The sequence below is a fragment of the Pseudonocardia alni genome (assembly GCF_002813375.1).
In the GTDB taxonomy this organism is placed as follows: domain Bacteria; phylum Actinomycetota; class Actinomycetes; order Mycobacteriales; family Pseudonocardiaceae; genus Pseudonocardia; species Pseudonocardia alni.
Genome location: NZ_PHUJ01000001.1, coordinates 56,504 through 80,203, shown reverse-complemented (window position 1 = coordinate 80,203; position 23,700 = coordinate 56,504). Strand labels below are relative to the sequence as shown.

Annotated in this window: 24 protein-coding genes and 3 pseudogenes; 16 read left to right on the top strand and 11 right to left on the bottom strand. The window is 69.5% G+C overall.

The window, feature by feature from the left end; translation table 11 throughout:
- Positions 1 to 11: 11 nt before the first annotated feature.
- Both ATL51_RS00385 and ATL51_RS00380 read right to left on the bottom strand, forming a co-directional pair.
- Positions 12 to 1,457, bottom strand: coding sequence for a carboxylesterase/lipase family protein (locus ATL51_RS00385; RefSeq protein ID WP_301548829.1), 1,446 nt, complete (start codon positions 1,455 to 1,457; stop codon positions 12 to 14).
- A gap of 140 nt (positions 1,458 to 1,597) precedes the next feature.
- Positions 1,598 to 1,822, bottom strand: a complete 225-nt coding sequence (locus tag ATL51_RS00380) for a hypothetical protein (RefSeq protein WP_208622865.1) — start codon at positions 1,820 to 1,822, stop codon at positions 1,598 to 1,600.
- A gap of 49 nt (positions 1,823 to 1,871) precedes the next feature.
- Between ATL51_RS00380 and ATL51_RS00375 the strand changes: the two genes are divergently transcribed.
- On the top strand, positions 1,872 to 2,522 hold the full coding sequence (locus ATL51_RS00375; RefSeq protein ID WP_224400932.1) for a TetR/AcrR family transcriptional regulator: 651 nt from the start codon (positions 1,872 to 1,874) through the stop codon (positions 2,520 to 2,522).
- Between the two features lie 1,393 nt (positions 2,523 to 3,915).
- On the opposite strand, the gene ATL51_RS00365 is transcribed toward ATL51_RS00375, so the two are convergent.
- Both ATL51_RS00365 and ATL51_RS00360 read right to left on the bottom strand, forming a co-directional pair.
- Complete coding sequence (locus ATL51_RS00365) at positions 3,916 to 4,557, bottom strand: inositol monophosphatase family protein (protein ID WP_100877189.1); 642 nt, start codon at positions 4,555 to 4,557, stop codon at positions 3,916 to 3,918.
- 1,045 nt (positions 4,558 to 5,602) lie between these two features.
- Positions 5,603 to 6,268 (bottom strand): helix-turn-helix transcriptional regulator, encoded by a 666-nt coding sequence (locus tag ATL51_RS00360; RefSeq protein ID WP_100877188.1) that lies wholly within the window; start codon positions 6,266 to 6,268, stop codon positions 5,603 to 5,605.
- Between the two features lie 168 nt (positions 6,269 to 6,436).
- Here ATL51_RS00360 and ATL51_RS00355 point away from each other — a divergent pair.
- Positions 6,437 to 6,592 (top strand): annotated as a pseudogene (locus ATL51_RS00355) (nicotinate-nucleotide--dimethylbenzimidazole phosphoribosyltransferase); the annotation flags it as partial.
- A gap of 61 nt (positions 6,593 to 6,653) precedes the next feature.
- Positions 6,654 to 7,361 carry a DUF4352 domain-containing protein gene (locus tag ATL51_RS00350; RefSeq protein ID WP_157818136.1) on the top strand — a complete coding sequence of 236 codons (708 nt, stop codon included), beginning with the start codon at positions 6,654 to 6,656 and terminating at the stop codon, positions 7,359 to 7,361.
- 450 nt (positions 7,362 to 7,811) lie between these two features.
- Here the strand turns inward: ATL51_RS00350 and ATL51_RS00345 are convergent, their stop codons facing one another.
- The 3 genes from ATL51_RS00345 to ATL51_RS00335 all read right to left on the bottom strand — a co-directional run bounded on the left by ATL51_RS00345 (position 7,812) and on the right by ATL51_RS00335 (position 10,597).
- Positions 7,812 to 8,519 carry a hypothetical protein gene (locus ATL51_RS00345; RefSeq protein ID WP_100877186.1) on the bottom strand — a complete coding sequence of 236 codons (708 nt, stop codon included), beginning with the start codon at positions 8,517 to 8,519 and terminating at the stop codon, positions 7,812 to 7,814.
- Positions 8,520 to 8,700: 181 nt separating this feature from the next.
- On the bottom strand, positions 8,701 to 9,351 hold the full coding sequence (locus ATL51_RS00340) for a hypothetical protein (protein WP_100877185.1): 651 nt from the start codon (positions 9,349 to 9,351) through the stop codon (positions 8,701 to 8,703).
- Positions 9,352 to 9,688: 337 nt separating this feature from the next.
- Positions 9,689 to 10,597, bottom strand: a complete 909-nt coding sequence (locus ATL51_RS00335) for an aminoglycoside phosphotransferase family protein (protein ID WP_100877184.1) — start codon at positions 10,595 to 10,597, stop codon at positions 9,689 to 9,691.
- A 409-nt stretch (positions 10,598 to 11,006) separates the two neighbouring features.
- On the opposite strand from ATL51_RS00335, the gene ATL51_RS29775 reads away from it, so the two are divergent.
- Entirely contained in the window at positions 11,007 to 12,431 is a 1,425-nt protein-coding gene (locus ATL51_RS29775; RefSeq protein ID WP_374107442.1) for a histone-like nucleoid-structuring protein Lsr2, read from the top strand.
- Positions 12,432 to 12,819: 388 nt separating this feature from the next.
- On the opposite strand, the gene ATL51_RS00325 is transcribed toward ATL51_RS29775, so the two are convergent.
- Positions 12,820 to 13,545, bottom strand: coding sequence for a hypothetical protein (locus ATL51_RS00325; protein WP_167409926.1), 726 nt, complete (start codon positions 13,543 to 13,545; stop codon positions 12,820 to 12,822).
- A 2-nt stretch (positions 13,546 to 13,547) separates the two neighbouring features.
- Entirely contained in the window at positions 13,548 to 13,676 is a 129-nt protein-coding gene (locus ATL51_RS29170) for a hypothetical protein (RefSeq protein WP_255624023.1), read from the bottom strand.
- Between ATL51_RS29170 and ATL51_RS29770 the strand changes: the two genes are divergently transcribed.
- The 5 genes from ATL51_RS29770 to ATL51_RS29165 all read left to right on the top strand — a co-directional run bounded on the left by ATL51_RS29770 (position 13,645) and on the right by ATL51_RS29165 (position 15,120).
- The gene (locus tag ATL51_RS29770; RefSeq protein WP_357461251.1) at positions 13,645 to 13,833 is read left to right on the top strand and encodes a putative RNA methyltransferase; all 189 of its coding nucleotides are present in this window, start codon (positions 13,645 to 13,647) and stop codon (positions 13,831 to 13,833) included. The two genes, ATL51_RS29170 and ATL51_RS29770, sit on opposite strands and share 32 nt — an antisense overlap.
- 2 nt (positions 13,834 to 13,835) lie before the next feature.
- Positions 13,836 to 14,264, top strand: coding sequence for an ABC transporter permease subunit (locus tag ATL51_RS00320; RefSeq protein WP_224400933.1), 429 nt, complete (start codon positions 13,836 to 13,838; stop codon positions 14,262 to 14,264).
- 64 nt (positions 14,265 to 14,328) lie between these two features.
- Positions 14,329 to 14,478 carry a hypothetical protein gene (locus ATL51_RS27835; RefSeq protein WP_157818134.1) on the top strand — a complete coding sequence of 50 codons (150 nt, stop codon included), beginning with the start codon at positions 14,329 to 14,331 and terminating at the stop codon, positions 14,476 to 14,478.
- Between the two features lie 64 nt (positions 14,479 to 14,542).
- Positions 14,543 to 14,740 (top strand): type II toxin-antitoxin system HicA family toxin, encoded by a 198-nt coding sequence (locus tag ATL51_RS00315; RefSeq protein WP_100877226.1) that lies wholly within the window; start codon positions 14,543 to 14,545, stop codon positions 14,738 to 14,740.
- Entirely contained in the window at positions 14,737 to 15,120 is a 384-nt protein-coding gene (locus ATL51_RS29165; protein ID WP_224400982.1) for a hypothetical protein, read from the top strand. The genes ATL51_RS00315 and ATL51_RS29165 overlap by 4 nt, the downstream gene beginning before the upstream one ends.
- Positions 15,121 to 15,412: 292 nt before the next feature.
- Here the strand turns inward: ATL51_RS29165 and ATL51_RS29765 are convergent.
- Positions 15,413 to 15,658: pseudogene (locus ATL51_RS29765) on the bottom strand (site-specific integrase); the annotation flags it as partial.
- 1,013 nt (positions 15,659 to 16,671) lie between these two features.
- On the opposite strand from ATL51_RS29765, the gene ATL51_RS00305 reads away from it, so the two are divergent.
- Positions 16,672 to 17,307: a TetR/AcrR family transcriptional regulator gene (locus tag ATL51_RS00305; RefSeq protein WP_157818132.1), complete on the top strand. Its 636-nt coding sequence runs from the start codon at positions 16,672 to 16,674 to the stop codon at positions 17,305 to 17,307.
- A 373-nt stretch (positions 17,308 to 17,680) separates the two neighbouring features.
- Here ATL51_RS00305 and ATL51_RS00300 read toward each other — a convergent pair whose 3' ends face one another.
- Positions 17,681 to 18,310: a TetR/AcrR family transcriptional regulator gene (locus tag ATL51_RS00300; protein ID WP_100877180.1), complete on the bottom strand. Its 630-nt coding sequence runs from the start codon at positions 18,308 to 18,310 to the stop codon at positions 17,681 to 17,683.
- A gap of 384 nt (positions 18,311 to 18,694) precedes the next feature.
- Here ATL51_RS00300 and ATL51_RS00295 point away from each other — a divergent pair, with 384 nt between their 5' ends.
- The 6 genes and pseudogenes from ATL51_RS00295 to ATL51_RS00270 all read left to right on the top strand — a co-directional run bounded on the left by ATL51_RS00295 (position 18,695) and on the right by ATL51_RS00270 (position 23,683).
- Positions 18,695 to 19,852: an acyl-CoA dehydrogenase family protein gene (locus ATL51_RS00295; protein ID WP_100877225.1), complete on the top strand. Its 1,158-nt coding sequence runs from the start codon at positions 18,695 to 18,697 to the stop codon at positions 19,850 to 19,852.
- Positions 19,852 to 20,217, top strand: a pseudogene (locus ATL51_RS00290) (acyl-CoA dehydrogenase family protein). Before ATL51_RS00295 ends, ATL51_RS00290 begins: the two are co-directional and overlap by 1 nt.
- Positions 20,218 to 20,295: 78 nt before the next feature.
- Positions 20,296 to 21,597: a cytochrome P450 gene (locus ATL51_RS00285; protein ID WP_100877224.1), complete on the top strand. Its 1,302-nt coding sequence runs from the start codon at positions 20,296 to 20,298 to the stop codon at positions 21,595 to 21,597.
- A 180-nt stretch (positions 21,598 to 21,777) separates the two neighbouring features.
- A complete protein-coding gene (locus tag ATL51_RS00280) occupies positions 21,778 to 21,972 on the top strand; it encodes a ferredoxin (protein ID WP_100877179.1) in 195 nt (64 codons plus the stop codon).
- Positions 21,973 to 22,139: 167 nt separating this feature from the next.
- Entirely contained in the window at positions 22,140 to 22,589 is a 450-nt protein-coding gene (locus ATL51_RS00275) for a PaaI family thioesterase (protein WP_224400935.1), read from the top strand.
- Positions 22,590 to 22,642: 53 nt separating this feature from the next.
- Positions 22,643 to 23,683, top strand: coding sequence for a BtrH N-terminal domain-containing protein (locus ATL51_RS00270; RefSeq protein WP_208622863.1), 1,041 nt, complete (start codon positions 22,643 to 22,645; stop codon positions 23,681 to 23,683).
- The last annotated feature ends 17 nt before the right edge of the window (positions 23,684 to 23,700 follow it).

Sequence of the window (23,700 nt, the reverse complement as noted above, 5' to 3'; positions counted from 1 at the left end):
TGGGCTGTTCGTCAGCTGCATCGAGTCGAGGCGTCGATTGGCCGGGGTCCCGGTTCCGGGGTCAGTTCGAGCGCTGGGACGAAGCCCGGGGTGGTGGCGGGCCAGCTCGGGCGGCCGGGACCGTTCGGGTCGCCGGTGCGGGCGAACGCGGCCCAGTAATCGATCATCTGATCGGCCAGGTGTTGCTGGCCCGGTGCCAGCGGAGACGGTTGGCCGGCCAGGGGCAGGGTGTAGACGACGTCGGAGCCGTGGACGGCGGCCGGGCGGGGCACCGTCTCACCTGTCGGGGTGGGTGCTTCGGGGTCGGAGAACAGGTAGGTCCAGACCGGTGCGGTGCGGGCGTAGTCGCGGTTGGTCGACACGGTCGGGCATATCCAGTCGTTGTCGCTGTAGACGCGGGCGAGTGCTCGCACGGGGTCCGGGAATTGGTCGAGCGGGTAGCGTCGGGCGACCTGGTCGACGTCCGGGCCGAAGCTGCGCGACAGCGCGGAACGATAGGTCTGCGCGGTCGCTGCGGGGTAGGCGCTCAGGACGTTGCCCAGGTGCTCGTCGGAGGTGTTGCCGGAGAGCACTGGCACCTCTGTTGCCCAGTCGGCGCGCGGCTTCTCGCCCGGGTCGCGGGGCAGCACCGCTCCGCCGACGGCGAGCGTGGTGAAGGCTGGGCCTAGAGCGACAAGGTCGTCCACCGGCTGCGCCCGGAGACAGCCCAGGACGGTAGCCGGGTCGGTGCAGCCGACGGAAGCGGCGACCGAGCGGGAGTAGGCGTCGGTGGCCTCCACGCTGTTCCACGTGGACACCGCGGGCAGGGTCGGGCTCAGGGCTCCGGCGGGGTGGCGCATTCGGCAGGATCCGCTGGCGATGATGGCCCGTGCGAACAGGCCGTCGGTTGCCGGAGAGGCCAGTAGCGAGCACGTGCTCAGAGCGCCCGCGGACTCACCGGCCAGGGTCACGTTGTCCGGGTCGGCGCCGAACGCGGTGGCGTTGTCGCGGACCCATCGCAGGGCCGCGATCTGGTCCTGGAGGCCGACGTTGTGCTCGGGCATCTCGGGCAGGCTCAGCCCACCGAAGATCCCCAGCCGGTAGTTGACCGTCACCACGACCAGGTCGCCCCGGCTGGCCAGCGAGGAAGCGTCGTAGTCCGAGCCACTGCCGAACACGAACCCACCGCCGTGCAGCCACACGAGTACCGGGCGCAGGCCCGGACTTGCAACGGCGGGCGCGGTCACGTTCACCGACAGGCAGTCCTCCGCGGGTACCTGCCCCGGGAGCAGGGTCGCGGTGGCCTGCGGGCAGACCGGGCCGGGCCGGGTCGCATCCCGGACACCTGACCACGGCGCGGGCTGACTGGGTGGGGCGAACCGCAGGTCACCGGTCGGAGCTGCGGCGTATGGAATACCAGAGAACCGCACCACCGGACCGTCCTCCCGTCCCTGCACCGGACCGCCGGAGGTCGACACGACCTCGTCGGCACCGCCCACGCCGGGAACCGGTCCTGCGGTCCCGGACGAGCAGCCGGCAACCGCCGCCGCAACCACGACGACGACCGCGGCCACATGGATCGCCGGAGCGCGGCTCCCGCACCGGGGCCCGTTTCGCCTCACGACGTAGAACCGTGCGCTCGGGCCCTGGCCTGACCCCACCACGCCAGCGCGATCCCGACCAGCACGACTACCACGTCGGCAATCAACCACCCGGTGAAACCGCCCGGGATCCAGCCGACCAGGCCGCTATCGGAGTTGTCGACCAGTAGCCGGATCGCTCCCTGCGCTCCGAGGACCAGCAGCGCGACACCCAGGACCTGCACGATCACGTACTTACCCACGTCATCCCCCCTCGTTTATGATGCGATCGAACCATAAACTGGCTGGACGGTGTGGATCAACCAGCACGAACGGGGGTATCGGCGGAAGATGCCGAAGCGCGTCAACCATGAGGAACGACGCCGACAGATCGCCGAAGCGGTGTGGCGACTGGCAAGCACGACCGGGCTGGAGGACGTGACGTTGCGTCAGGTCGCGGCCGAGGCGGGCGTGTCGATGCGACTAGTCCAGTACTACTTCGGCGACCGTCATGCCTTGCTGGTCGCGGCGCTGCGGATCCTCGGTGAGCACAGCTCGGCAACGGCTACCGAGCGGCTCTCTCGGGCCACCGACCAGTCGCCCCGGGCCCTGCTGCGCGGCGTGCTGCTCGAACTGCTGCCCCTCGACCAGGACCGCCGGACCCGCCATCTCGTGCACATCGCCTACTTCGTGCGCAGCCTGGGCGATGGTGACCTCGCCGCGCAGTTCCGGGACGCCCCACCTGAGCTCGAACGATTGGTCGCCTCTCTGCTCGCCGGTGCACGTGGTCGACCCGACGACGAGATCGCCCCGCATCTACCCGACGCCGACGCCCTCGTGGCCCTCTGCGATGGGCTGGCCACCAAGATGTTGCTCGGTCAGCGCGACACCACTGACGTCCTCGCGATCCTGGACCGTCAACTCGATCTGACGGTCGACGCCGGCCCATACACTCCCGCCTGAGACCTGCCACTCCCGTGCGCCTGCCGCCGCAGCCCGGCGCACCCTGCCCGCGCCGACGACAGGAGCAGTCCGGGGCGCGCGATCGGACCGTCGGGCAAAGTTGCCGACTGTCGCGCACATACTTCGATCCTGGTGGCGTTCCCTCGGATGGTGTAAGTCGCTCACGGGGGTCACTGCAGGTCAAATCGTGCCGTGACGAGTGCGGGACGGGTCACTGTTTCGTCGCCGGGCGGAGGCGTGAGCCAGGCGGGTCCGACGACGGTGGACCAGATGTCCAGCCCCCTGAGGATCGGGGCCGTACCGGGCAGAGCGAACGACGCTCTCTGCGCGATCACGTGGCGCGGGGCACGGTGGTCCGGAGTCGCCGCACACCCGACGGCTCATGAATGCGGGTACTGCGGCAGCTCGATGCCGCCGGCGGCGGCCCCAAATGACGTCGGCTTCCGAGGCCTTCCCGCTGGGGCCCGCGTCCGCCTCGTCGGCGCTGTCGGGCCTGACGACGCCTTGGTCGCGCTCGACGTACGAGCGCATCAGGCGCTCGTATCCAGCGAACCCCACTGTCGGGTTCCACCCGCCGGCGGCGAGCTCACCGGCCAGCACGTAGGCGCCGACTAGTGCCAGCCCGGTGCCCTGGCCCGACATCGGCGACGGGCAGAAGGCCGCGTCACCCACCAACGCGCACCGTTCCGACGACCAGGCCGGCATGACGACGCAGCCGGCGGGACGTAGCTCGGGGTGTGCATGCCCGCAGCGTCCCGACTGCCCTTCGGCGGGTCGGCGGTCAGCGGTCGGGCCCGGCCCCGAGGGGCGCGGTCGACCCGCCATGGACCGCTGGGACCGGTCGCCTCGTCGACCAGGTGCGCGCGGAACAGGCGGTTGCGGAACGTGGTGGTGAAGCCGCCGACGAACAGGGTCCACCGGTCATCGACGAGGTGGACGTTCGGGTCACCGACACCGAGAAGCCCTCGCGGCATCGGACCGTCAAGCATGTCCCACAGCACAATCGGCGCGGGGCTGCCCTGCGATCGCCACAGATCGGGCTGATCGGCGTCCGTGGGGGCGACCTCCTGGCCGGAGACGCGCGGCAGCGCGCTGACTCCCCTGCGGATCAGGTAGGTCGGTTCCCAGAAACTACCGCGGTGTCCGGTTCGGCAACAACCGGCTCACACGATGCCTACGTTCCTGCGGCCCTTACGTCCCGATCGCTCACGATGCCCCTCCGCGGCTGGTCCAGCTACTCGCTCAGCAGGTGCTTGAGCAGGTCACTGATGCCCGGCACCGCAAAGAGCACCTCGGCGCCGTCCAGGTCCGGCGGCAGCGTCCGGGCAGGTCCCGGCAGGAGTGTGCGCACAGCGCCGGCCTCGGTCGCGATCAGGCCGCCGGCCGCGACGTCCTATGGGTGCAGGGTCTCGGTGTGCGCATCCAGGCGTCCGGCGGCAAGCCAAGCGAGGTCGAGAGCGGGCGAGGACGCCCGGCGGATGTCCTGGCAGTGCGTGATCAGCCGGCGGATGCGTTCGACGAGCGCGTCGATGTCGGGGCGGACGTGCGGGAACCCGGTGCTGACGATCGCGTCGGCGAGCGAGCCCCGGTCGGTCACCCCGATCGGGGCTCCGTCCAGAGCGGCTCCCCGCCCGAGGATCGCGGTGAACGTCTCGTCCAGCAGGGGAGCGTGCACCACGCCAGCCTGGACGACGCCGTCGATGGCAAAGGCGATCGAGACGGCGACGTAGCGGTGCCCGCGTGCGAAGTTCGCCGTCCCATCGATCGGGTCGACGATCCACAACGGTCCCTCGCCGACGACGGGCAGGTCACCGGACTCCTCGCTCAACACTGGGACGCTTGGGATGCAGCTGCCGAGTACGCCCCGGATGATCCGGTCCGAGCGCAGGTCGGAGTCCGTGACCGGCTCGACGCCGTCCTTCATCCGCAGTACCGGCCCGCCGTCCGCCTGCGCCGCGCGGGCGATCTCCCGCCCGGCGGTCCGCGCAGCTGACACGGCGCAGTCGAGCACCGCGTGCAGGTCGTAGTTACCCATAGTCGTCCACAGTGCAGCACAGCGCAGATCTAGTCCCACCGGAACGTTCGTGGTGTCGAGCGCAGGGTTGCGGAGTCGGGTGACTCAGGTGGAGCAACGGATCCACGAGTTCGTAGCAGTACGACCGGCGAGAAGGCATGACGACAGCGATCCGGGAGCCCGCCCAATCGCGCTCAGGGGCTCCCTAGTCCAGATCTGGTCCGGGCTACTGGTCACGAGGGAGTCTGACCCGGTGCAGGGCGGAACTGCCACCGGCCAACGGGAGCGCGGACGCTCGGTTGTTCTCGGCCGGGTCCATCCCGGTCCAGCGCAGCTCGTATCCCGCGTAGTGGACGAGCTGGGCCAGGAACGTCCGCTGGATGCGCCCGTTGCCCTCCCGGAACCTATCTGCACGGAGAAGACAGTCTTCGCCGGTGCGACGAGGAGCCGCGCGTCATGGACTAGTCTTCGGGTGACTGTGATCATCCGCTGCATCGCTGATCGAAGTACTGTTCACCGCGTGATATCAGGGTCGGCTGCCCATGGGCAGAGCGCGTATTCGCTCCGCATGGAGTGGGGTCTCGCCGGAGCCGCTGCTGTGGTTTCGGACTGCGATATCGCCGTAGTCGTCGACGTCCTGAGCTTCACCACGACGTTGACCGTGGCCGCCGATCGAGGCGTCGTCGTCTATCCGCTGCCCTGGCGAAAGGATTCGGCCGTCACTTTCGCTGCTGCCCGTGCTGCGACTCTCGCGGTTGGCAGATCGGAAGCCCGAGCAGGTCAGGTCAGCTTGTCGCCGGCCAGCATCCGGAACGCTCAATCGTTAGAGCGTCTCGTACTTCCGTCTCCTAACGGGTCTTCGATCAGCTTCGAGCTCGCTAGGTCGCAGGCAGACGTGCTCGGTTGCAGCCTGCACAACCGCGCCGCTGTGGCAAGTTGGGTCCAGGCACGGTAGCCAGCGTCTCCGGGGACCGGTGTGAGCGGTGGGTCAGGCCGGGGCGGTGCCACCCGCCAGCGCAGAATCTCCGACGCGCGCGAGGCCGTGCCGGGCGTCCTCGGCTGCGGATCAGCTGGGGCCGGTGGTCTTGATGTCCTCCCTACCGGCTGCGGCCGTCGGCGAGGTTCCGATCTCAACGGGCGCTGTGGGGTATCCGAGGCTGCGCATCTTCTCGATCATGGGGTCTGGTTCCCCACGTAGCTCGGCGGCGTAGCGCTCGACGCCGGCGCGGAACCAGATCGCGACCCCCTCGCGGACACGCGGGGGGAAGCTGTCGCGGGAGGTGTGGCGGTAGGCCATGGCTCGTTTCACGCCGAGGATGTGGCAGACCTCGTCGATGCCGACAACGTCGGGGAAGCGGTCGATGGCCAGGCGACGATCGACCTCGTCGAGTGTGAGGACTTCCAGGGCGACGGTGCGGACGCGGCCGCGGTTTTCCGGGGTCGTCAGGGGGACGACGCGTTCGAGACCCTCACGAGCGGCGGCCTCCAGAACGCGTGCGAAGTCGGCGAGGCCGCTGCCCATGGCGCGATTGGTGGTGGTGGGGATGACCCAGCCGAGGCGGCCGATCGGCTCACCGCGAATGGGGGCCGTGGTCATCGCGACCCCGTCGTTGCCGATCCTTGCGGCCACGGCCTGGCCGATCTCGTGGACATCGGTATCGGCCGGGATCGGCGGGTCGATGGCCAGAGTGATCGACAGAGAGAGGAGCCGGTCGGCGGGGGAGGAGTCCACGCTCCCGACCCTACGACTCTAATAGACAATTGTCTACTGTCGTATGTGTGTGGTGAGCGGCTCGCCAGGACAGCCGTGGCGGAGCTGCTACCGCATGTAGTTACTTCTGATGATCGGCGCGGTTCCCGACGCCGATCGACTCGGCGACGGTGATCCGAGCTCGACCCGGTGCCCGGCCTGCTGCCCCGCAAGGTCGCCCGCGGCACCGCCGACATGACCACCGGCCCGGCCATGACCCGCGAGCAGGCCCGCGCCGCACTCGAGCACGGCATCGAGGTCGCCCGCGACCTGGTCGCCGCCGGGAACCGCTGCCTGCTCACCGGGGACATGGGCATCCCGGCGTCGGGGAGGAAACGCCCTTCCGGCGATCGCGGATATGCCGGACGTGACTACTCCGTACGGCCCCAACAGCCCGCAGAACCCGCCCCCTACCGGCCTGGACCCGCTGGCCAGCCCCAGTACGGGCAGCCCCAGCAGTGGGGGCCCGCCGCAGCAGCAGTGGGCCGCCACCCCGCCCCCGCCGCCGGAGCCGCCGAAGAAGAAGGGCGGGAAGCTACGCTGGGTCGTCGCGGTCGTCGGCCTGCTCGTCCTGGTCGGCATGATCAACGGCGGCAAGGACGAACCCGCTGACACCACCGCAGCCGCGGCCCCTGCCGCTGCCGCACCGGCCTCCGCGGCGCCGGCGCAGGCCGAGGCGGTCCCGGCCGCCGAAGAGAACGCCGACGGCTACGGGAAGAAGACCGCCTCGTTCGGCGAAGAGGTCAACGCGGGCGGCATGATCGTCACCGCTCAAGCTCCAAAGGAACTCTCCCAGCCCTACCTCGGTACCCAGGCATGCGCCACGGTCACGCTCCGGAACGAGGCCGACTCCCAGAAGTCGTTCTCCCCGTTCGACTGGAAGTTCCGCACCAAGGACGGGGTCGAGGTGACGGCGAACATCCCGTTCAACGCCGACAAGGCGCTCAACACCGGGCAGCTCACCCCAGGCGGGAAGGTCTCCGGCCAGGTCTGCGCCGACACCCAGACCACCGGCGTCACCACCGTGGTCTACAACCCCGGCTTCGGGATCATGCACGAGATCACCTTCCAGTGATTCCCTGAACTCCATACCACTCACCGACCGGTGCCCGGTCGGGGTCACCTGAGTAGTCACGCACCAGACCTCCGACCGGGCACCCCCGCAAGAAGGCCACGACCCCGCACTTCACCCGAAATGCGGGGTCGTGGTCGTCCCGCGCGGCGACGGAGCACAGCCATGTCGTGCCAGAACCCTGGAAGCTGGGATGAGGGCGGTATGAGGACATCGGGACGATGTGTGCGTCGGAAGCGGGCCGCTGCTCGACGGGGAGCTGCACGGCAGCTCTTGTTGACCAAGGTCAAGTATGGCGTTCCGTCATCACCGGCTCACGCCCGTCAGAACAGGGGCGGCCACCGGTAGGCAGACCCGACCGGGCCGCAGCCTCGTCGGGAGTGTCACCCAGCGTGCGCCACCGACCTTCCCGGCCGTCGCCGCTACCGGTGGGAGAGGCGTCCTTAGAGCGAGTCATGCCGGGCTCCCTCCGCTGGGCTGGGCGGGGGTGGGCGGCGACTCGTCTCGGTGTGCGTGCGGGGTGGCCCGCACCGCCATGTCGTCGTTACAGGCCTGGATGAGCCAGGGCCCCCAGTCCTGAGTACGCAAGGGCTCGGCGTTTTCGACCCGGTCGCAGCGGTGCTCGCTGGTGGAGCAGTAGCCGGCGCGGGCGGCTTGTTTGGTGTCGATCATGGCGTAGGCGGTCGGGACCCAACGGGTGTGCCAGTCCGCGACCAGGACCGGGGAGCCGTCGGGGCCGTAGGCGTGGACGTGGGTCTGGTGGAGCCAGGACAGGGTTTCGCGGCCCCAGTGGTGCATGGGCCAGCAGGGCGGGATCTGGCGGCAGGTCGGGGCGAGAGTGGGGATGGCGATGGTGTCCATCCAGCGGGCCAGCTCGTCCCACGCGGCTACAGCCTCCTGGGCGGACAGTCGCGCCCACACCACTGGCCCGGCCTCGCCGCGGTCGGGCGGGCCTGGGGCGGTCGCGGCCGCGAGTTCGTCGATCTGGGGTGCGAGCTCTGCCAAGACCGCGGCCTGCTCCCGGCTGTATTGATCGAGCTCGCCGAGTCTGCGCTCGGTGTAGGAGTGGCGTTCGTCGTGAGCGCGCAGTGTGGCGCGCAGAGCGGCCACCGCTTCGAACAGCTCCTCGATCCGAGGATCACCCGCCTGCGGGCCGGTCATGACCGTCGCCCTCGGTGCGCGGTGGGGTCCTCTACCGCGGTCCACACCGCCTCGGGCCCGGCCATGGTGATCATGAGGCGCGGGGTGGGGCGAGCGGTGACCGTACTGGGTGCGGTTCTGGTCATGGCTGCCTTCCTGTACTGGGGGTGTGCGAAGAGTGGCCGGCGAGGGCGTAGGGATCTCACGGGTTTCCCTCGAGCAGCGCGATGATCCGGTCGTTGAGCGCGTCGGCGTCGTCGGCGATGCTGTCGAGGAGGGTGAGGACCTGTTCCAGACTGGGTGTTTCTCGCCCCGCGGTCGCCTGCAGGGGGGCGGCCGCAGCCGGTGTTCGCGGGTGCGGAGTCGGCGCGTCGTGCTCGCAGGGCTGTGATGCGCGGGCGGCGGTGAGTGCGAGCCGGGTACGGATGGTGCGCGCGGTGATGGGGCGGTAGTCGTCGTGCCAGCCGTAGCGGTCGATGGCCGGCAGGAGTGTGGCGGCGGCGCACCACCGCTGCGGTCCCTGGCACTGGTGACGGTGCGGGCCGGTGGCGGTCGGGGCGTGGGCGCGGGTGAGGTCCATGCGGGCCGATCCGCGGCCCAGCCCGTCGAGGACGCCGAGGAGCTCCAGCCAGCGCACGACGGCACACGTCGGGCAGCGCCGTGGGTCGAGGTCGACAAGCACAGGCTGCGTCCCGACCCGCACGCCCTCGTCGTCGACGGTGACCGCGGCGGGCACCAGCTCCCGCACCCGTGCCCGCGGCAGGTCCAGGACCACGGTGGCGACGACGAGGAAGGCATCACGGCGGCCATGGAGCCCGTGGGGCCAGCCGCGGGTCGCACAGGCAGCGATCATCTCCCCCGGATCAGGGACGCCCACGCGAGCAGCCCGCGGCCGCGGCCGCGGAAGCGCGGCGGGCCCGGTCTCGGGGCGAGGGAGCAGATACCCGGTCTGGCGGTGAGCGGCGGCGATCGCGCGCACCCGCCGCGCCTGGGTGGCCGGGCGGGCCGGCACTGCAGCGAAGAACCCGACCAGCGTAGGCACCGTGGTCGGCAGAGCTGGTTGCCCGATCGCGGCGGCGTAGTCGCAGAACAACGCCCACTCCCGCCCGTAGCCGGCACCTGCGGCGTCCCGGGGCGGTGATGCGGCAGGCCCCGGACCCGCACGATCGGTCACCGCTCGATTTGCCGGGTCACTCATGGTTCAGGACCCGGTCCAGCGCCTCCCGGCCGGCCGGTCCCCAGGCCGGTTTGCCGCCGGGTAGGCCGCGCTCGCCGTTCTGGCCCATCAGCATCAGGAACAAGCTCTTGAGCAGCGCCAGCCCCCGAGCACGCCGCATCGTCGCCTCGTCGACCGCTCGGTAGGCGAAGAAGAAGTGCTCGGCCATACCCGCTGGGAGCAGCACCCAGGCGGCCGCGAGATCCACCGCGGGGTCGCCGGCGAACAGGGCCCCGAAATCGACCACCCCGGTCAGCGTCCCGTCCGCGATGACGACGTTCGCGGGGTGCAAGTCGCCGTGCACCCACACCCGCGGCCCGGCCCACCCGGGCGTGGCGACGGCGTCCTCCCAGACCGCACGAGCTCCGGCGGTATCGACATCGAACGCGGCTGTGTCGATCGAGCCCAGGAAGTGCTCGAAGCCTCCGGTGCTGTCGCGGGGGTGGGCACCGAGGCCAATGCCGTCCTCGGGTGCGTCGTCGGGTGCCGGACTGTGCAGGGCCTGGAGGAACGCGGCGAGGGTGTCAGCAGCGTGCTCGGGCCGGGCGATCACCCCCTGGTCCAGCGGGCAACCGGGCACCCAGGTCATGACGGTCCAGAGCTTCCCGAAGCGCTCACACGGCGTGCCGGTGCGGACCGGGACGGGGATCGGTAACGGCAGTCGCGGCGCGAGCTGGGGTAGCCAACGCCGTTCCTTGAGTTGCGGCTCCGGGGTGGTGTCCATGCGTTGGATCCGCACCGCGAGCGTGTCCCCGAGGCGCCACATCTGGTTGCCCCAGCCGCCCTCGACCTCACCGAGAGGTAGACCTGCCAGGTCGGGATGCTGGTCCTGCAGCAGCTCGCGGACCAGGCCCTCGGTGATCTCCGGCTCGGTCTGCGACACGCAACAGACCGTAGCGGGGCATGCCGACACCGAGACCACACCAGGCCAGCCCGCGCACTGCCCGGACTTCACCCGCACCCTCGCTCAGCACACTTAGTGAACAGGCGCCGTGAAGCGATCGTGTCGGGCCGCGGGCACGAGTGCGGTCGCGGGCACGAGCGCTCGGCGGCAGCGCGCGACTCGGCCGGCCGCGGCCGAGCGCTGTAGCTGCACTGGAACCGCGGGCATCGCGTGAACCGGTTGTTGCCGAACCGGACACCGCGGTAGTTTCTGGGAACCGACCTACCTGATCCGCAGGGGAGTCAGCGCGCTGCCGCGCGTCTCCGGCCAGGAGGTCGCCCCCACGGACGCCGATCAGCCCGATCTGTGGCGATCGCAGGGCAGCCCCGCGCCGATTGTGCTGTGGGACATGCTTGACGGTCCGATGCCGCGAGGGCTTCTCGGTGTCGGTGACCCGAACGTCCACCTCGTCGATGACCGGTGGACCCTGTTCGTCGGCGGCTTCACCACCACGTTCCGCAACCGCCTGTTCCGCGCGCACCTGGTCGACGAGGCGACCGGTCCCAGCGGTCCATGGCGGGTCGACCGCGCCCCTCGGGGCCGGGCCCGACCGCTGACCGCCGACCCGCCGAAGGGCAGTCGGGACGCTGCGGGCATGCACACCCCGAGCTACGTCCCGCCGGCTGCGGGCAACGGCGCTCGGATCTATTACTCGGGCCGCGCGAACGCCAAGCTTTACGGGCCCGGGAGCAGCTACGCGATCGGCGTGCTGGAGCACACCGACGGCCAGTGGCAGCGGCGCGGAAAGCCGGTGCTGGAGGGCAGCGCCCCGCGGTGGAGCGTGCTCGAACCGCGCGTCATTCACTCCAGGGGTCGCTACCGGATGTGGTATCAGGCCAACCCGCACGAGATCGGTCCCGGCGAGCACCCCGACTACGAGCTGCAATGCGTCGAGAGCGAGGACGGCCTGACCGGTTGGACGCCGCCGCGCGTGTTCGCCGGACTGGACGAGGGCTTCTTCGACATCGCGATCGCGCCGCGCGGCGACAGGTGGGTGATGCTGCTCGCACGCGGGTCCGACCTGCACAACACGGGCGGCTTCCCGTCCCCGGCGCTGTGCGAGAGGACCGTGATGTCAGACCCCGTCATCGTGGCAGGAACCGCCCTGTCTCGTCAGCTGCAGTCGGAATTGCAGAGCGCACGCGATGCCCGCCGAAGCGAGTGGGTCGAGCGGGAGAACGAGGCCCTGACCGCCCTGCGGGTCCTGGCCACCTACCTCGCCTATCATCCGGGAAGCGCCACCGCCCGAGCCATCACGACAACGCTGGCCCGCAGTATCGCTAATCCGGGGGAAGACATGTCTCCCGGAGAGCATCCACTACCCTCGTCGCCGAGCATCAATACAGCAGAGGGTGACACGGTGGCGCGAATTGAAACGGTACAGCTGATCGACGACCTCGACGGCGCGACCGCTGATGAGACCGTCGCTTTCACCCTCGACGGGAAGCAGTTCGAGATCGACCTCAATGCGGCCAACGCAGCGACGCTCCGGGACAAGCTCGCCCCGTTCGTTTCCGCCGCGCGAACCGCAGGAGGCAACCGGCGCGCACAACGTCGCGACGCTGCCACGGCGGCGGGCTCGACCGAGGCCCGGCGCCACAACCAAGCGGTGCGTGTGTGGGCTCGGGAGAACGGATACTCCGTCTCCGCGCGGGGCCGTATTCCTGCCGAGGTCGTCGAGGCCTACCGCGACCACGACTCGAACACCTCGCCGTCCGCGCCGGAGAAGGCCGCGCCGACGAAGCGGCCACAGCCCGCCCAGTTCAGCGGATAGTCCCGCGCGCCGGCCTACATCGACGGCGCCCGGGGCGATCGGTGGTGGTTACACCGAGCCGATGATCGGCAACAGAGTCCGGCGAGGGCGACCGCTTCGACGGCGAGCGGTCCGTCGCGGCCGTCGGTCAGGCGTGCGGCCGTGGCAGTGCCGACGTCGTGCACGGCGACCGAGGTCGCGTCGAGGTGCAGCAGACGGCGGCGGGGGTGGTGCCACGCGTTCGGCGGGGACAGCAGATGAGCCCACGAGGCCGTCGCAGAGACCGCTCCGTCGGTGTCGATCGCGGCGGCGAACGGGTGGCACCGGTCGACGACGACCGCGTTCCCACCGATTGCACGCGCAGCGCCGACCGCGAGTTCCGAGCGCCCCGCAGCAGATCCCGTCCTCATCACCCGAGACCGTGGTGATCGATCAGCGCCTGCTGGTCGGGATGGACCGTGTCGGCCCACGGCAGTGGCAGACGGGCGTCCCCGGCCAGGTCCGCTTGTTCGTGGAGATCGGAGACGGACAGCCGCTGCGAGGGGTCGAAGCCGTAGGTCTGCGGTGTCCTGACCGTTCGCAACGCGATGGTGTCCGGCTCGACGTCGACGGCGACGAGCTTGACCCCGGCCACCCCGACGTCGCAGATGAACCCGGCCCAGCCCCAAGCGTAGCGGCGGTGGGACAGGACCTTTTCCCGTCCGTCGACCTCGCACGGGATGGTGGGCCATTCCCGCCACCTCTGGGAGGACTCGTAGACGTGGTCGACCTGGGCTTTGTTGAAGCCCTCGGGTAACTCGACGGCGGTTCGGTCTGGGCGCATGCGCTCGGACAACGTGAAGAGGCTGCCGAAGGCGAGCTCCTCGCCCAGCTCGATTCCGCCGGGTCGGTAGGTGTTCGTGCCCACGGAGATGTGGGCACGGCCGTTCTCGACCCGGTGCCCCAGCCAGAGAGTGGTCATCGGGTAGCCGAGCGCGCCTTCGTAGAACTCGACCCAGGTCGGGCCCGTCCACGGGAAGCCCCCGAAGAACGGGAAGTCGATCGGAGGGTGGCCGCGATCGTGGGGTGGAGCAGGTCCCATCGTCTGAGTCTGACAGCTGAGACCACAGGACCGCGATCGCCGGCGGGCCGGCACCGCTACTCCTCAGGTGACGCCAGCCGCGCACTCGACGCGGTCGCGAAGTGGCTGACCTGCCCGCACTGCGCCAGCCCGTTGAACCGCGCCAGCCGCACCATGCGGTGCCCGTCCGGGCATGCGTTCGACATCGCCCGGACCGGGCATCTGTCACTGCTGCCCGGGCGCCGGCGCCACCGCGGCGACACCGCAGCGATGGTCGACGACCGCGAGGCCTTTCTGACCGGCGACCATTACCGGCCGCTGCGCTCCACCATCACCGCTCTCATCTGCTGTGGACCTGGCTGATCATGCCGCTGCCGGTGTACGGCACGCTCTGGGTCCTGATCATCGGGTTCGTCGCGGTCCAGATGCCGCAGGGCTTCCGTGGCATCGCGGCCTCGATCCGGTCCACCGACCGTGACCTGGAGGACAGCGCCGTGATGCTGGGCGCCCGCCGCAGCCGGGCCGTCGCAGTGATCACTCTGCCGCTGCTGCGCGTCGCGGTCCTGTCCACGTTCCTGCTGCTGCTCATGCTCAGCATGCGGGAGCTGACCGTCCCGCTGTTCCCCTACACCACCGACACCGAGATCCTCTCGATCGCCATCTACGACCAGTTCGAGAACGGCGGCGCCCTGCGCGAGGCCTCGGCGACCGCGCTCGTCTACTGCGCGATCATGTTCCTGCTCAGCTACCTGCCCCGCCGGTTCGGCGCGGGCTCCGTAGGCAACGGTGCCTGACACGACTGCGCCCCGGGGACGGTCCCGCCGGCTGCGCACCCTGACCCTGCTCACACTCGCAACCGTGGCCACGCTCCTGGTGTCGGCCTGCGGAGGTGCCGTCGAGAACACCCCCGCGGCGCGGGGCGACCTGGCGTTCGGGGACGAGATCCTCGTCGATTTCGCGTCGGGGAAGCTCCGGCGCGGCGGGTCAGGGCTCGGCGCACAGCCGTAGTTGTCCACCCGGGGTGGACACGGCAGTCCTTCCGGGGCGTACCCTCGTCGGTGTGGTCCCGTCCATGAAGCTCCGCGACGTCGAGCGGGCCCTCCTCACTCACGACTGCCGCGTGCTGTCCGAGGCCGGACCGCACAACAAGTGGGGCTGCCCCTGCGGCGCCCACACCACGCCGGTCCCCCGGCATCGCACCATCTCGCCCGGGGTGGTGCGCAGCATCGGCAAGCGCATGGCGTGCCTGCCGGAAGGGTGGTTGCAGTGAGGTACTTCGTGACCGCGCGCCGGTGGGAGCGCGGATGGGAACTCCACATCGCCGACGAGCACGGCGCCGAGGTCGGGGTGACGCAGTCTCGGACCCTCGGTGGGGCGGAGGCGATGGTGCGGGATTATCTCGCGCTCGACGACCGCGACGGTGACGCCCCGGTCGAGATCCGGCCGGTGTTCGACTCGGCGGTGCAGGAGCGCATCACCGCGGCCCGTGCCCGGACCCGGGCCGCGCAGCTGGAGCAGGAGGCCGCGGCGAAGGAGTCCCGCGCCGCCGTCGCGCTGCTCGACGACCTCGGGCTGTCCGGGACGGAGATCGCTCGCGTCCTTCAGCTGTCCCGGTCCCGAGTGTCGGACCTGCGGAAGGCGTCCCGGTGACGTGGGAAGAGGATAGCCGGTTGGTGGCCAGCGTCTTGAGCGACCGAGCCCGCCAGAAGAACCCGATCAGCAGCAGGGCGCGGTCGCGGGCGCCAGCCAGTTCCGGCTCTGATGGGCGGGTGCGGAAGTCGCGGGTGATGGCGGTGGCTGCGACTAGGTCGAACAGCTGTGGGGGCATCAGCGGCGGCGCCTGATCGGGTGGGGCGCCATGGACGCGCCGGATGCCCTCCCAGACCGTGGTGACCCGGGCCGGGCTGGTCGGGTCGGGTAGGTCCTGCAGGGCGTGGAAGAACCGGACCGCGGCCATGCGCCGGCTCATGGTGGAGACCTTCGCTCCGGCTCGAGCCAGGGCGGTCAGGTACCCGCTGACCGCGGCCGGTGGGGCGGGTGCAGGCGCATGGTGTGCGCCGGCGCACCAGTCGCAGAACTCGTCCCAGTCGGCGCGGTAGGCCTCGATGGTCGCCGCGGCCTTCGAGGCTTGGCCGTAGGCGGCCTCCTCGACCGAGAGCGGGCCGCCGTCGAGGTCGGTGACGGGCACCAGCCCGGCGGCCGCGGCCGCGGCGGTGAGCTCGCGGGACTGGCCATTGGACACGATCAGCCACGGTAGCGGACCGGTCCGGCTTCACCTGGGACCCGCGCCGCGACGACGCAGTGTGCGGCGGTGGCGGCGCTGACTGGCGGTCTCCGAGGTCTCCTCCGGGCCCGGGCAAGGGCCCCTGGGCGCGGGGCGACGACCGTGCAGTGTCCGGCCAGTTCGGCGTGTGCCGGACTACCCGCCATCGCGGCGAGGCAGGTACCGGCGGTAGGACTCGGCGAGCAGCTCGTTCCGCTCCCGGTGCCCGCCGGACCGGGCCTTGGCCCTCAGCCAGGCGGGAGTGAGCAGGGTGAGGACGAGGCAGATCAGTGGAGGCCAGGTTTGTCACCACCGCCCGCCGTAACGGCGCCGACCGCCGCTCGGTACGCCGCCAGACCCGCCACACCAGCGACTCCATGATCGAAACCTACGACCACGCCCCACTCGCTGATAACGCCGTGACCCGGCTCGGGTTGTGAGCCCCGTAGCAGGGCCGTAGCCGCGGGGATCCTGGGTTAGCCTTCTTCTCCAGGCGGCTGCGCCGACCCGCATCCGACCCCCCCCGTTCCTCTGGTCAGCCCGGTGTATAGATGCGCCATGCTCGAGCTTCTGCCGCCGGTGTACAGCCCCCAACGACGGTAGGCCATAGAGAATGACCCGGCGCTGAGCGGTGCAATACCCCCTGGCGCACGCCAGCCTGGACGGCCCGAGGCCCCACCATCGCAGCAGAGCGCAGAAGCCCCCGGCTACGGCCGGGAGTGGGCGTAGCCGACGGCGCACGCGATGACGACACAATGCTTAGGCGCTACCCTGCCTGCTGCGTGACCGAGGCGCCTGGCTGCGCGCGACTGACCATCACAGCCGGTCCGCCGCAATAATCGACGACGACGAGGTGTCGACCATGGTTCTGGTACCCCTTGCCCGGTTCCCACGATATGCCTCCAGTTGCCGACGCGGACCTGCTGAAGCGGATGCAGGTGACGAGCGTCGTGGAGCGTGAGGGGCTCGCGGATCAGGTGCCGGAGGATTGCATCGTCTTCGACACCGTGACCGAGCGCGCGGCCTCCCCCCTCGCACCAGGCGACTACCTCGCCGTCGGGCTACGGATCCTCGACGAGAACGGAAGCAATCGCGCCCTGTCGGTACGACGGGTGTGCAACGAGCTGGGTAGTACTACCGGTTCTTTCTACCACCATTTCCCGACATGGTCGGCCTACCTCCGGGCGGTGGTCATGCGATGGGTGGAGACGCACCACAACGCGATACAACAGCTCGCCGGAGCCAACCCGCCGGACCCCGCCAGGGTCATCCAGGTACTGCTCTCCCACCCACCTGCGCTGGAGCGCGCGATCCGATGCTGGCCGGGCGAGATCACAGTCGCAGCAGTCGCGGCAGTCGACCTGATGTGGCAGGACGTCATCGTTCGCGCAGCCCATGGCGAAGACGACACCCCTGCGACGGCTGACGCCGTCCGGGCCGCGACCGTCGTGCGGGCCGTTGCGATGGGACTGGCATCGACAGGGACGTTCTCGTGCGACCGGCGCGACCTGGTCTCCTTACTCGCCCGGCATGTGGAGATTGTGACCGGTCATGGTCGTCTACGGTCGCATTGACGGCCCCGCATCCGGCGAGCGGCCTCGACCAATTAGCGCAGCTGACCTTAATTGAGCCAAGATTTACTGTGCCGATCTAGATATCTAGATTCAGCGGCAGCCACGTAGCTGGATCATTTAGACTCCGACGATCTTGTTCTGCGTCTCGCACTCTAGCTGCGCCGCGGCGGGCCGCCGGGTCAAATGACGAGCTGCTGACCCACATCTTCCCGGCCCCGCTCGGAGAGCGTGAACTTTTTCGGCGTGGTCTGGTACAACCCCCGCCGACGCCACAGCAGCATCGGCCACCTCGCCCCCGCCGACTACGAATGACTTCACGCCATCGCCGCTACCGCGGCATGATCAGCACACGGATCGTGTCCGGGGAACCGGGTCAGGCTCCCGAGCGACCAGCGGGTGATGGTCGCGTCGTCAGCCCGAGGGCTGTTGGTGTTCCGATGTAGCGGTCCACGATGGTCGCAATGAGAGCGGCGGCCTCCTCGTTGGGGTGGAGCGGGAGGACGATGTGGCTGATGGCCAGTCGTGTGGCGGTCTCGGCGGCGTGGCGTGCGGTGGCCGGGTCGACGTCGGGGCGTGCGGTCAGGATCGCTCCGGCGAGTCGTTGGCGGGCGACGTTGATGACCGGTCCGGCGTCGCTGGTCAGCAGGGGTAGCAGTTCGTCGCGGCTCTCGGCAGTGAGGACAGCCTTGAGCAGCGGGTCGGCTGCGGCTGTCTTGAGGGTGTAGAGAACGGCCGCGCGCCATTGCCCGACGATGTCGTCCGCCCGCGTCAGAGCATCCTCGACACCGGCGAGGAACTGCTCGGTGAGCCGGAGGACGAGCGCTTGGGCGAGTCCGTGCTTGTTGGTGAACGCGTTGTAGAGGGTCTGGCGGCTGACGCCCACGCGGGCGGCGACGGTCTGCATCTGCAGGCCGTCCCATCCGTGAGCGGCCACTTCCTCGGCGGCGACGGAGAGGGCAGCCTCGATGGTCTGACGTCGTCCGCTGTCATCCGCAGCCCTCATGGCTCTGGAGTGTACTGATCTCCCTCAGAACTGGACACATCGTATCTGTACGTCTTGACACCTGGCGGCGCTGCGCCCATCGTGCGCTCATGGCTGATGTCCGCTGGTGGGCCGTTCGAGTCCTGGACCCTGGGTACTGCGCCGCCGAAGGCCGGGTCGCCCGATGAGCTCGGCCGCTGGGGCAGCAGGAGAGGCCGACGTCGCGTTGGAGCAGGGACTGCTTGAGACCTTACTCAGCGATTCCCGCTTCCCTCACCTCACCGTCGCAGGAGCGCCGCAGTGGCGGCGCGCCCTGTCCTTCCGCGGACTCGACCAACTTCCGCTGCGCCCGGGACGTGAAGATCCCGGGTGCGGGTCGCCCGCCTCGCCCACGGCGGTGCTGCGGTGACCGCGACGCTCGCCCACGCCGTGTGGGACACCGAGGAGCGCCGTGAGCTGCGGGCCCTGGTCCGCCGCTTTACCGAGCGGGAGATCCTGCCCTCCCTCGCGGCGTGGGAGGACGCCGGTGCGATGCCGCGCTCGCTGCACGCGCGGGCTGGAGCGCTGGGGCTCCTGGCGCTGGGATTCCCCGAGGCGGTCGGCGGCGAGGGCGTGCACCTCGACTCGGCGATCGCTACTGAGGAGCTGATTCTCGCGGGCGGCTCAAGCGGGGTGGTCGCGGGCCTGTTCACCCATGGGATCGCCTGCCCGCACATCGCCTCGTTCGGTACGCCGGAGCTCGCCGATCGCTTTGTTCGTCCCGCCCTGCTCGGCGAGCTGATCGGCTCGCTGGGCATTACTGAGCCGGGCACCGGGTCCGACGTCGCAGGCATCACCACTCGCGCGGTACGCGACGGCGAGAACTACGTGGTGACCGGCGCGAAGACCTTCATCACCTCCGGTACCCGCGCAGATTTCGTTACGACGGCGGTGCGCACGGGTGGCCCCGGCCACCGCGGGATCTCACTGCTGGTGATCGAGACCGACCGCCTCGGGGTGCACCGCACCGCGCTGCGCAAGATGGGCTGGCACTGCTCGGACACCGCGACGATCTCCCTGGACGAGGTGCGGGTGCCGGTGTCGAACCTGGTGGGCCCGGAGGGCAGCGGGTTCCGGCAAATCATGGAGCGCTTCGGCTCGGAGCGGCTCTCGCTCGCGGTCCAGGCAGCCGCGACCGCGCAGCGCTGCGTGGACCTGACGATCGCGTGGGCAAGGCAGCGGGAAACGTTCGGTGCGCCGCTGGCGACCCGGCAGGTCGTCCGACACCGGATCGCCCAGATGGCGCGGCGGGCGACGGTGGCGCGGGTCTACGTGCGGGACGTGTTCGTGCGCTGGGAAGCCGGAGAGGACGTCGTCATCGAACTGGCGATGGCAAAGAACCAGGCGGTCGAGGCCTGTGACTGGGTGGTCAACGAGGCCGTCCAGCTCCACGGCGGCGCCGGCTACTTGCATGGCGTCGAGGTGGAGCGGCACTACCGAGACGCCCGCATCCTCGGCATCGGCGGCGGGACGAACGAGATCATGGACGAGGTCGTCGCGTCGCGACTGGGACTGGATGGCTGATGGTCGCCTTCACCGAGGAGTACACCGCGTTTCGGAGGTCCGTGCGGACATTTGTCGAGCGGGAGATCGACCCGTACGTCGACGCCTGGGAACGCGACGGCAGGTTGCCCACCCACTAGCCGTTCGGCAAGCGCGGCGCACTGGGCTGGTTGGGCCTGGAGTACGACAAGGCCTACGCCGGGCAAGGCGCCGACCACCTGTTCACTGTGGTCCTCTCCGAGGAGATCGGGCGCCCGCTTCCTCCGCGACATGCGGATCATCGACACGATGAACGGCATATAGGGGTCCACCGACGCGCCTATCGGGCCTCCCGGCCACGTCACACCCACGAGCAAAAGTGGACGTACGAGGCTCTCATGTCTTGACATGAGAAGCCTTACCGTCCAATATTCCGCTCAGTGGACGTGATGTCGACCGAGGTTCGTGCGACGAAGGAGTCAGCGATGACCGACCATGTCACCCGCTCAGCCAGCGGCAACCCCGACCGTTCCTACGACGACGTGGACATCTCCTCCCGAGCGTTCTGGTCGACCTCGGCCGACGTGCGGGAGAAGACGTTCGCACTGCTGCGCGAGCGAGGCACGGTTACCTGGCATCCGCCGTTCCAGGAGCAGCTACTCGAGGACGAGCACGACTTCGGCTTCTGGGCGGTCACCCGTTACGACGACCTCGTGGAGGTGACCAAGCGGCACCAGGACTTCCTGTCCGGGCCCGGCATCCTCATGGAGAACCTTCCGGCCGAGTTCGTCGAAGCCGGCCAGTCCATCATCGGGATGGACCCGCCCCGACACACCAAGCTGCGGCGCCTGGTAGCAGCCGCCTTCACCCCCAAGCAGATGCGCCGGATCAACGACCGCATCCAGGCCAACGCCGTGAAGGTCGTCGACAACCTGATCGCCGCGTTAGAGCGCGACGGCGGCCGGACCGACTTTGTCGCTGAGTGCGCCGAGCTGCTGCCGATGCACAACATCAACGACATCATGGGTGTGCCGGACGGCCAGCGACAAGAAGCCGCCCACCACATGAAGGTCGGGACCAGCTGGAACGACCCCGAGCTCGTCGGCGAGACCCGTGAAGAGGTCTTCACCGCGCTGTTCCAGGCGATGACCTACATGCACACCCTGGCCGCGGAGCTGACCGGCCAGCGCCGGGAACACCCCACCGACGACCTGATCACAGCTCTCGCACAGGCCGAGATCGACGGTGAGCAGCTAACCGACCACGAGATTGGCGCCTTCTTCGTCCTGCTCACCATCGCCGGCAACGACACAACCCGGCAGTCCACCAGCCACGGCCTCCTGGGGTTGACCGAGTTCCCCGAGCAGCGCTCGTGGCTGTTGGCCGACATCGAGGGACGGATGCCCGACGCGGTCGAAGAGATGGTGCGGTGGGCGACCCCAATCATGACGTTCCGGCGAACTGCGGCCCGGGACTGCGAGCTGGCCGGCCAGAAGATCACCGCGGGCGACAAAGTGGTCATGTTCTACAGCTCGGCCAACCGGGACGAGACACGCATTGAGCGCCCCCACGACTTCGATCTCTCCCGCCACCCGAACCCGCACATCAGTTTCGGCGGCGGCGGCATCCACCACTGCCTAGGCAACCAGCTCGCACGCTTCCAGCTCAAGGCGCTTTTCACGGAGCTGCTCACTCGCATGCCCGACCTCGTCGTCGGGGAACCCGAGCTCACGCCTGGCAACTTCTTCAACGTCGTCAAGCGCTTGCCCTGCTGGCGCCAGGGCTGATCTTTTCGGGTGTCCCTTCGGGCGAAGCTCTACACCATGGTCCGCGCAAACTGAGCGAGCTCATCACTCGGGGGAGTGCGCCTCGAAAGCATCAACGAGGGTTGTAAGGAAGTCCGAGAAGGCCGAATCATCTACGAACTTACCCGGTGCCGAGACGAGAACCGGCGAGAGAAGGACACAATGCTCGAAGTTCGGGTCGACTACAACCGCTGCACTGGGCACGGACTCTGCGAGCTGGAAGCCGAGGACGTGTTCGAGGTCGGCAGCGACGGCGTCGTGCACCTGCAGACCGATCAACCTGCTGAGGAGCACCGCGAGCAAATCAGATCGGCGGCGGCGGTGTGCCCCACCGCCGCGCTGACTCTGCTTGAGTGATCCCATCGCATATCACGGGCACACTTCGACGGAGGCCATGAATGGCACGCTCAGCGGCTGGAACCGATCGCGACGACGAGTGCGCGCCGGCCTCGGGGTCTCGAGAACTGACTCCGCACAGCGATCAGTGCCTGGGCTGTGGCCCCGCTAACCCGGCTGGGCTCGCGATGCGTGTTTTCCGCAAGGATGACGCCGTCCATTCCGACGTCGTCTTCACAGCCCGGCACGTCGGCGCGCCCGGTCTCGCACACGGTGGAGTGGTCGCAACCGCCTGCGACGACCTGTTCGGCTTCCTGCTCTACGTAGTCGGCGAGCCAGCCGTCACCGGATCGCTGCAGGTCGACTATCACTCCCCTGCCGTCCTCGGCACGACCTACAGCATCTGGGCCCGGCTCGAGCGGCGCGACGGCCGACGACTACACATGCACGCGACCGGCACGGACCCCAGCGGTCGGCTCTGCTTCGAGGCCAGCGCTGTGTTCATCGTGGTCCCGCTCGCCCACTTCCATCGCTATGGCTCCCCGGAGGCCATCAGCCACGTCTTCGCTAACCCCTCGACCATCCCAGCTGCGGACACCGACGAACCCGAACTCGTGAAAGGCCAGCCTCTTCCATGACAACGACGACAGACGGGCACGGCTGGATCGGAGTCGAGGACTACCCACATCGTATGGCCGGGCACTGCGGCTCCGGTGCGCTCCGCGACCTGCTCGAGTGGGCCGGTCTGTCCTGGGGCGGCAAACCGCTCAGCGAGGGCACCGTTTTCGGGCTCGGCGGATGCCTCAGCTTCAACTACCTACGCGGACCAGGGCTTGGCACCCCGTTCTACCTCGTCGGCCGTGGCAGCGGTCTGACCGAATCGCTGTCCACACGCCTCGGCATCGCTGGGTTCGCCCATGACACCGACGACCCAGACGAGGGTCGCGCTTGGCTGGACCGCGAGCTCAACGCCGGCCGCCCCCTTCTGTGTTGGGCCGACATGAGCGAGCTTCCCTACCTCCGGGTCCGCATGCAGATGAGCCGCCACGACATCGTCGTCACTGGGTACGAACCTAACCGCCAACAGGTTCGTGTTATCGATAACGACCGTGCCGAACCGCAGGTTATCCCCGCCGCGGCCTTGGCCGCCGCCCGCAGCTCCACAGGCTTCCCCACCCCGACCAGGCACACCTGCTACCCGCTGCGCTTCCCCGACTCCCTGCCCGACCAACGCACCGCCGCCGCGAGCGCTTGCGCGCAATCCGCACAGTCCATGACTGCCCCCACCGACGGCAACATCATCACCGTCCCCGGGGCGCCAGCTGCTGGCCACGGTCTCGGCGGCGTCGCCACCTTCCTCGCCGACCTCGAGGCATGGCCCGACGTCCTCGACCGTACCGGGGAGACCCCCGAGCACGACCTGCACGCCGCCCTGAGCACCCTCGCGGTGTTCATCGAGAAGGCTGGAACCGGCGGCGGCCTATTCCGCCGCCTCCAAGCACAGTTCCTCGCCGAACTCACCGACATCGACGCGCGCGCCCACCCCGCCGCCGTTATCTACGAGGAACTCGCCGGTACCTGGTCAGAGATCGCCGCCCGAGCCGTCGACAAGACGGCGGGTCCCCCGGCCACTCGCTGGCGCAACGTCCAAGACCGCGCCCGCCGCCTGCCACAACTTGAGACCGACGGCGCACATCACCTCCAGGACCTCGCCCGCGTCCTCGCCTCCTGAGGGCTGACCGGCCGCCG

What these genes read in the sequence shown, in the direction of transcription:
- ATL51_RS00300 (WP_100877180.1), bottom strand. Translation starts at nt 18,310, where the DNA reads ATGAGGGCTGCGGATGACAGCGGACGACGTCAGACCATCGAGGCTGCC.
- ATL51_RS00345 (WP_100877186.1), bottom strand. Translation starts at nt 8,519, where the DNA reads ATGACCGGCCCGCAGGCGGGTGATCCTCGGATCGAGGAGCTGTTCGAA.
- ATL51_RS00340 (WP_100877185.1), bottom strand. Translation starts at nt 9,351, where the DNA reads ATGATCGCTGCCTGTGCGACCCGCGGCTGGCCCCACGGGCTCCATGGC.
- ATL51_RS00320 (WP_224400933.1), top strand. Translation starts at nt 13,836, where the DNA reads ATGCCGCTGCCGGTGTACGGCACGCTCTGGGTCCTGATCATCGGGTTC.
- ATL51_RS00280 (WP_100877179.1), top strand. Translation starts at nt 21,778, where the DNA reads ATGCTCGAAGTTCGGGTCGACTACAACCGCTGCACTGGGCACGGACTC.
- ATL51_RS29775 (WP_374107442.1), top strand. Translation starts at nt 11,007, where the DNA reads ATGCTTGACGGTCCGATGCCGCGAGGGCTTCTCGGTGTCGGTGACCCG.
- ATL51_RS00270 (WP_208622863.1), top strand. Translation starts at nt 22,643, where the DNA reads ATGGCCGGGCACTGCGGCTCCGGTGCGCTCCGCGACCTGCTCGAGTGG.
- ATL51_RS00365 (WP_100877189.1), bottom strand. Translation starts at nt 4,557, where the DNA reads ATGGGTAACTACGACCTGCACGCGGTGCTCGACTGCGCCGTGTCAGCT.
- ATL51_RS00285 (WP_100877224.1), top strand. Translation starts at nt 20,296, where the DNA reads ATGACCGACCATGTCACCCGCTCAGCCAGCGGCAACCCCGACCGTTCC.
- ATL51_RS29770 (WP_357461251.1), top strand. Translation starts at nt 13,645, where the DNA reads ATGCGGTGCCCGTCCGGGCATGCGTTCGACATCGCCCGGACCGGGCAT.
- ATL51_RS00315 (WP_100877226.1), top strand. Translation starts at nt 14,543, where the DNA reads ATGAAGCTCCGCGACGTCGAGCGGGCCCTCCTCACTCACGACTGCCGC.
- ATL51_RS29170 (WP_255624023.1), bottom strand. Translation starts at nt 13,676, where the DNA reads ATGTCGAACGCATGCCCGGACGGGCACCGCATGGTGCGGCTGGCGCGG.
- ATL51_RS00275 (WP_224400935.1), top strand. Translation starts at nt 22,140, where the DNA reads ATGCGTGTTTTCCGCAAGGATGACGCCGTCCATTCCGACGTCGTCTTC.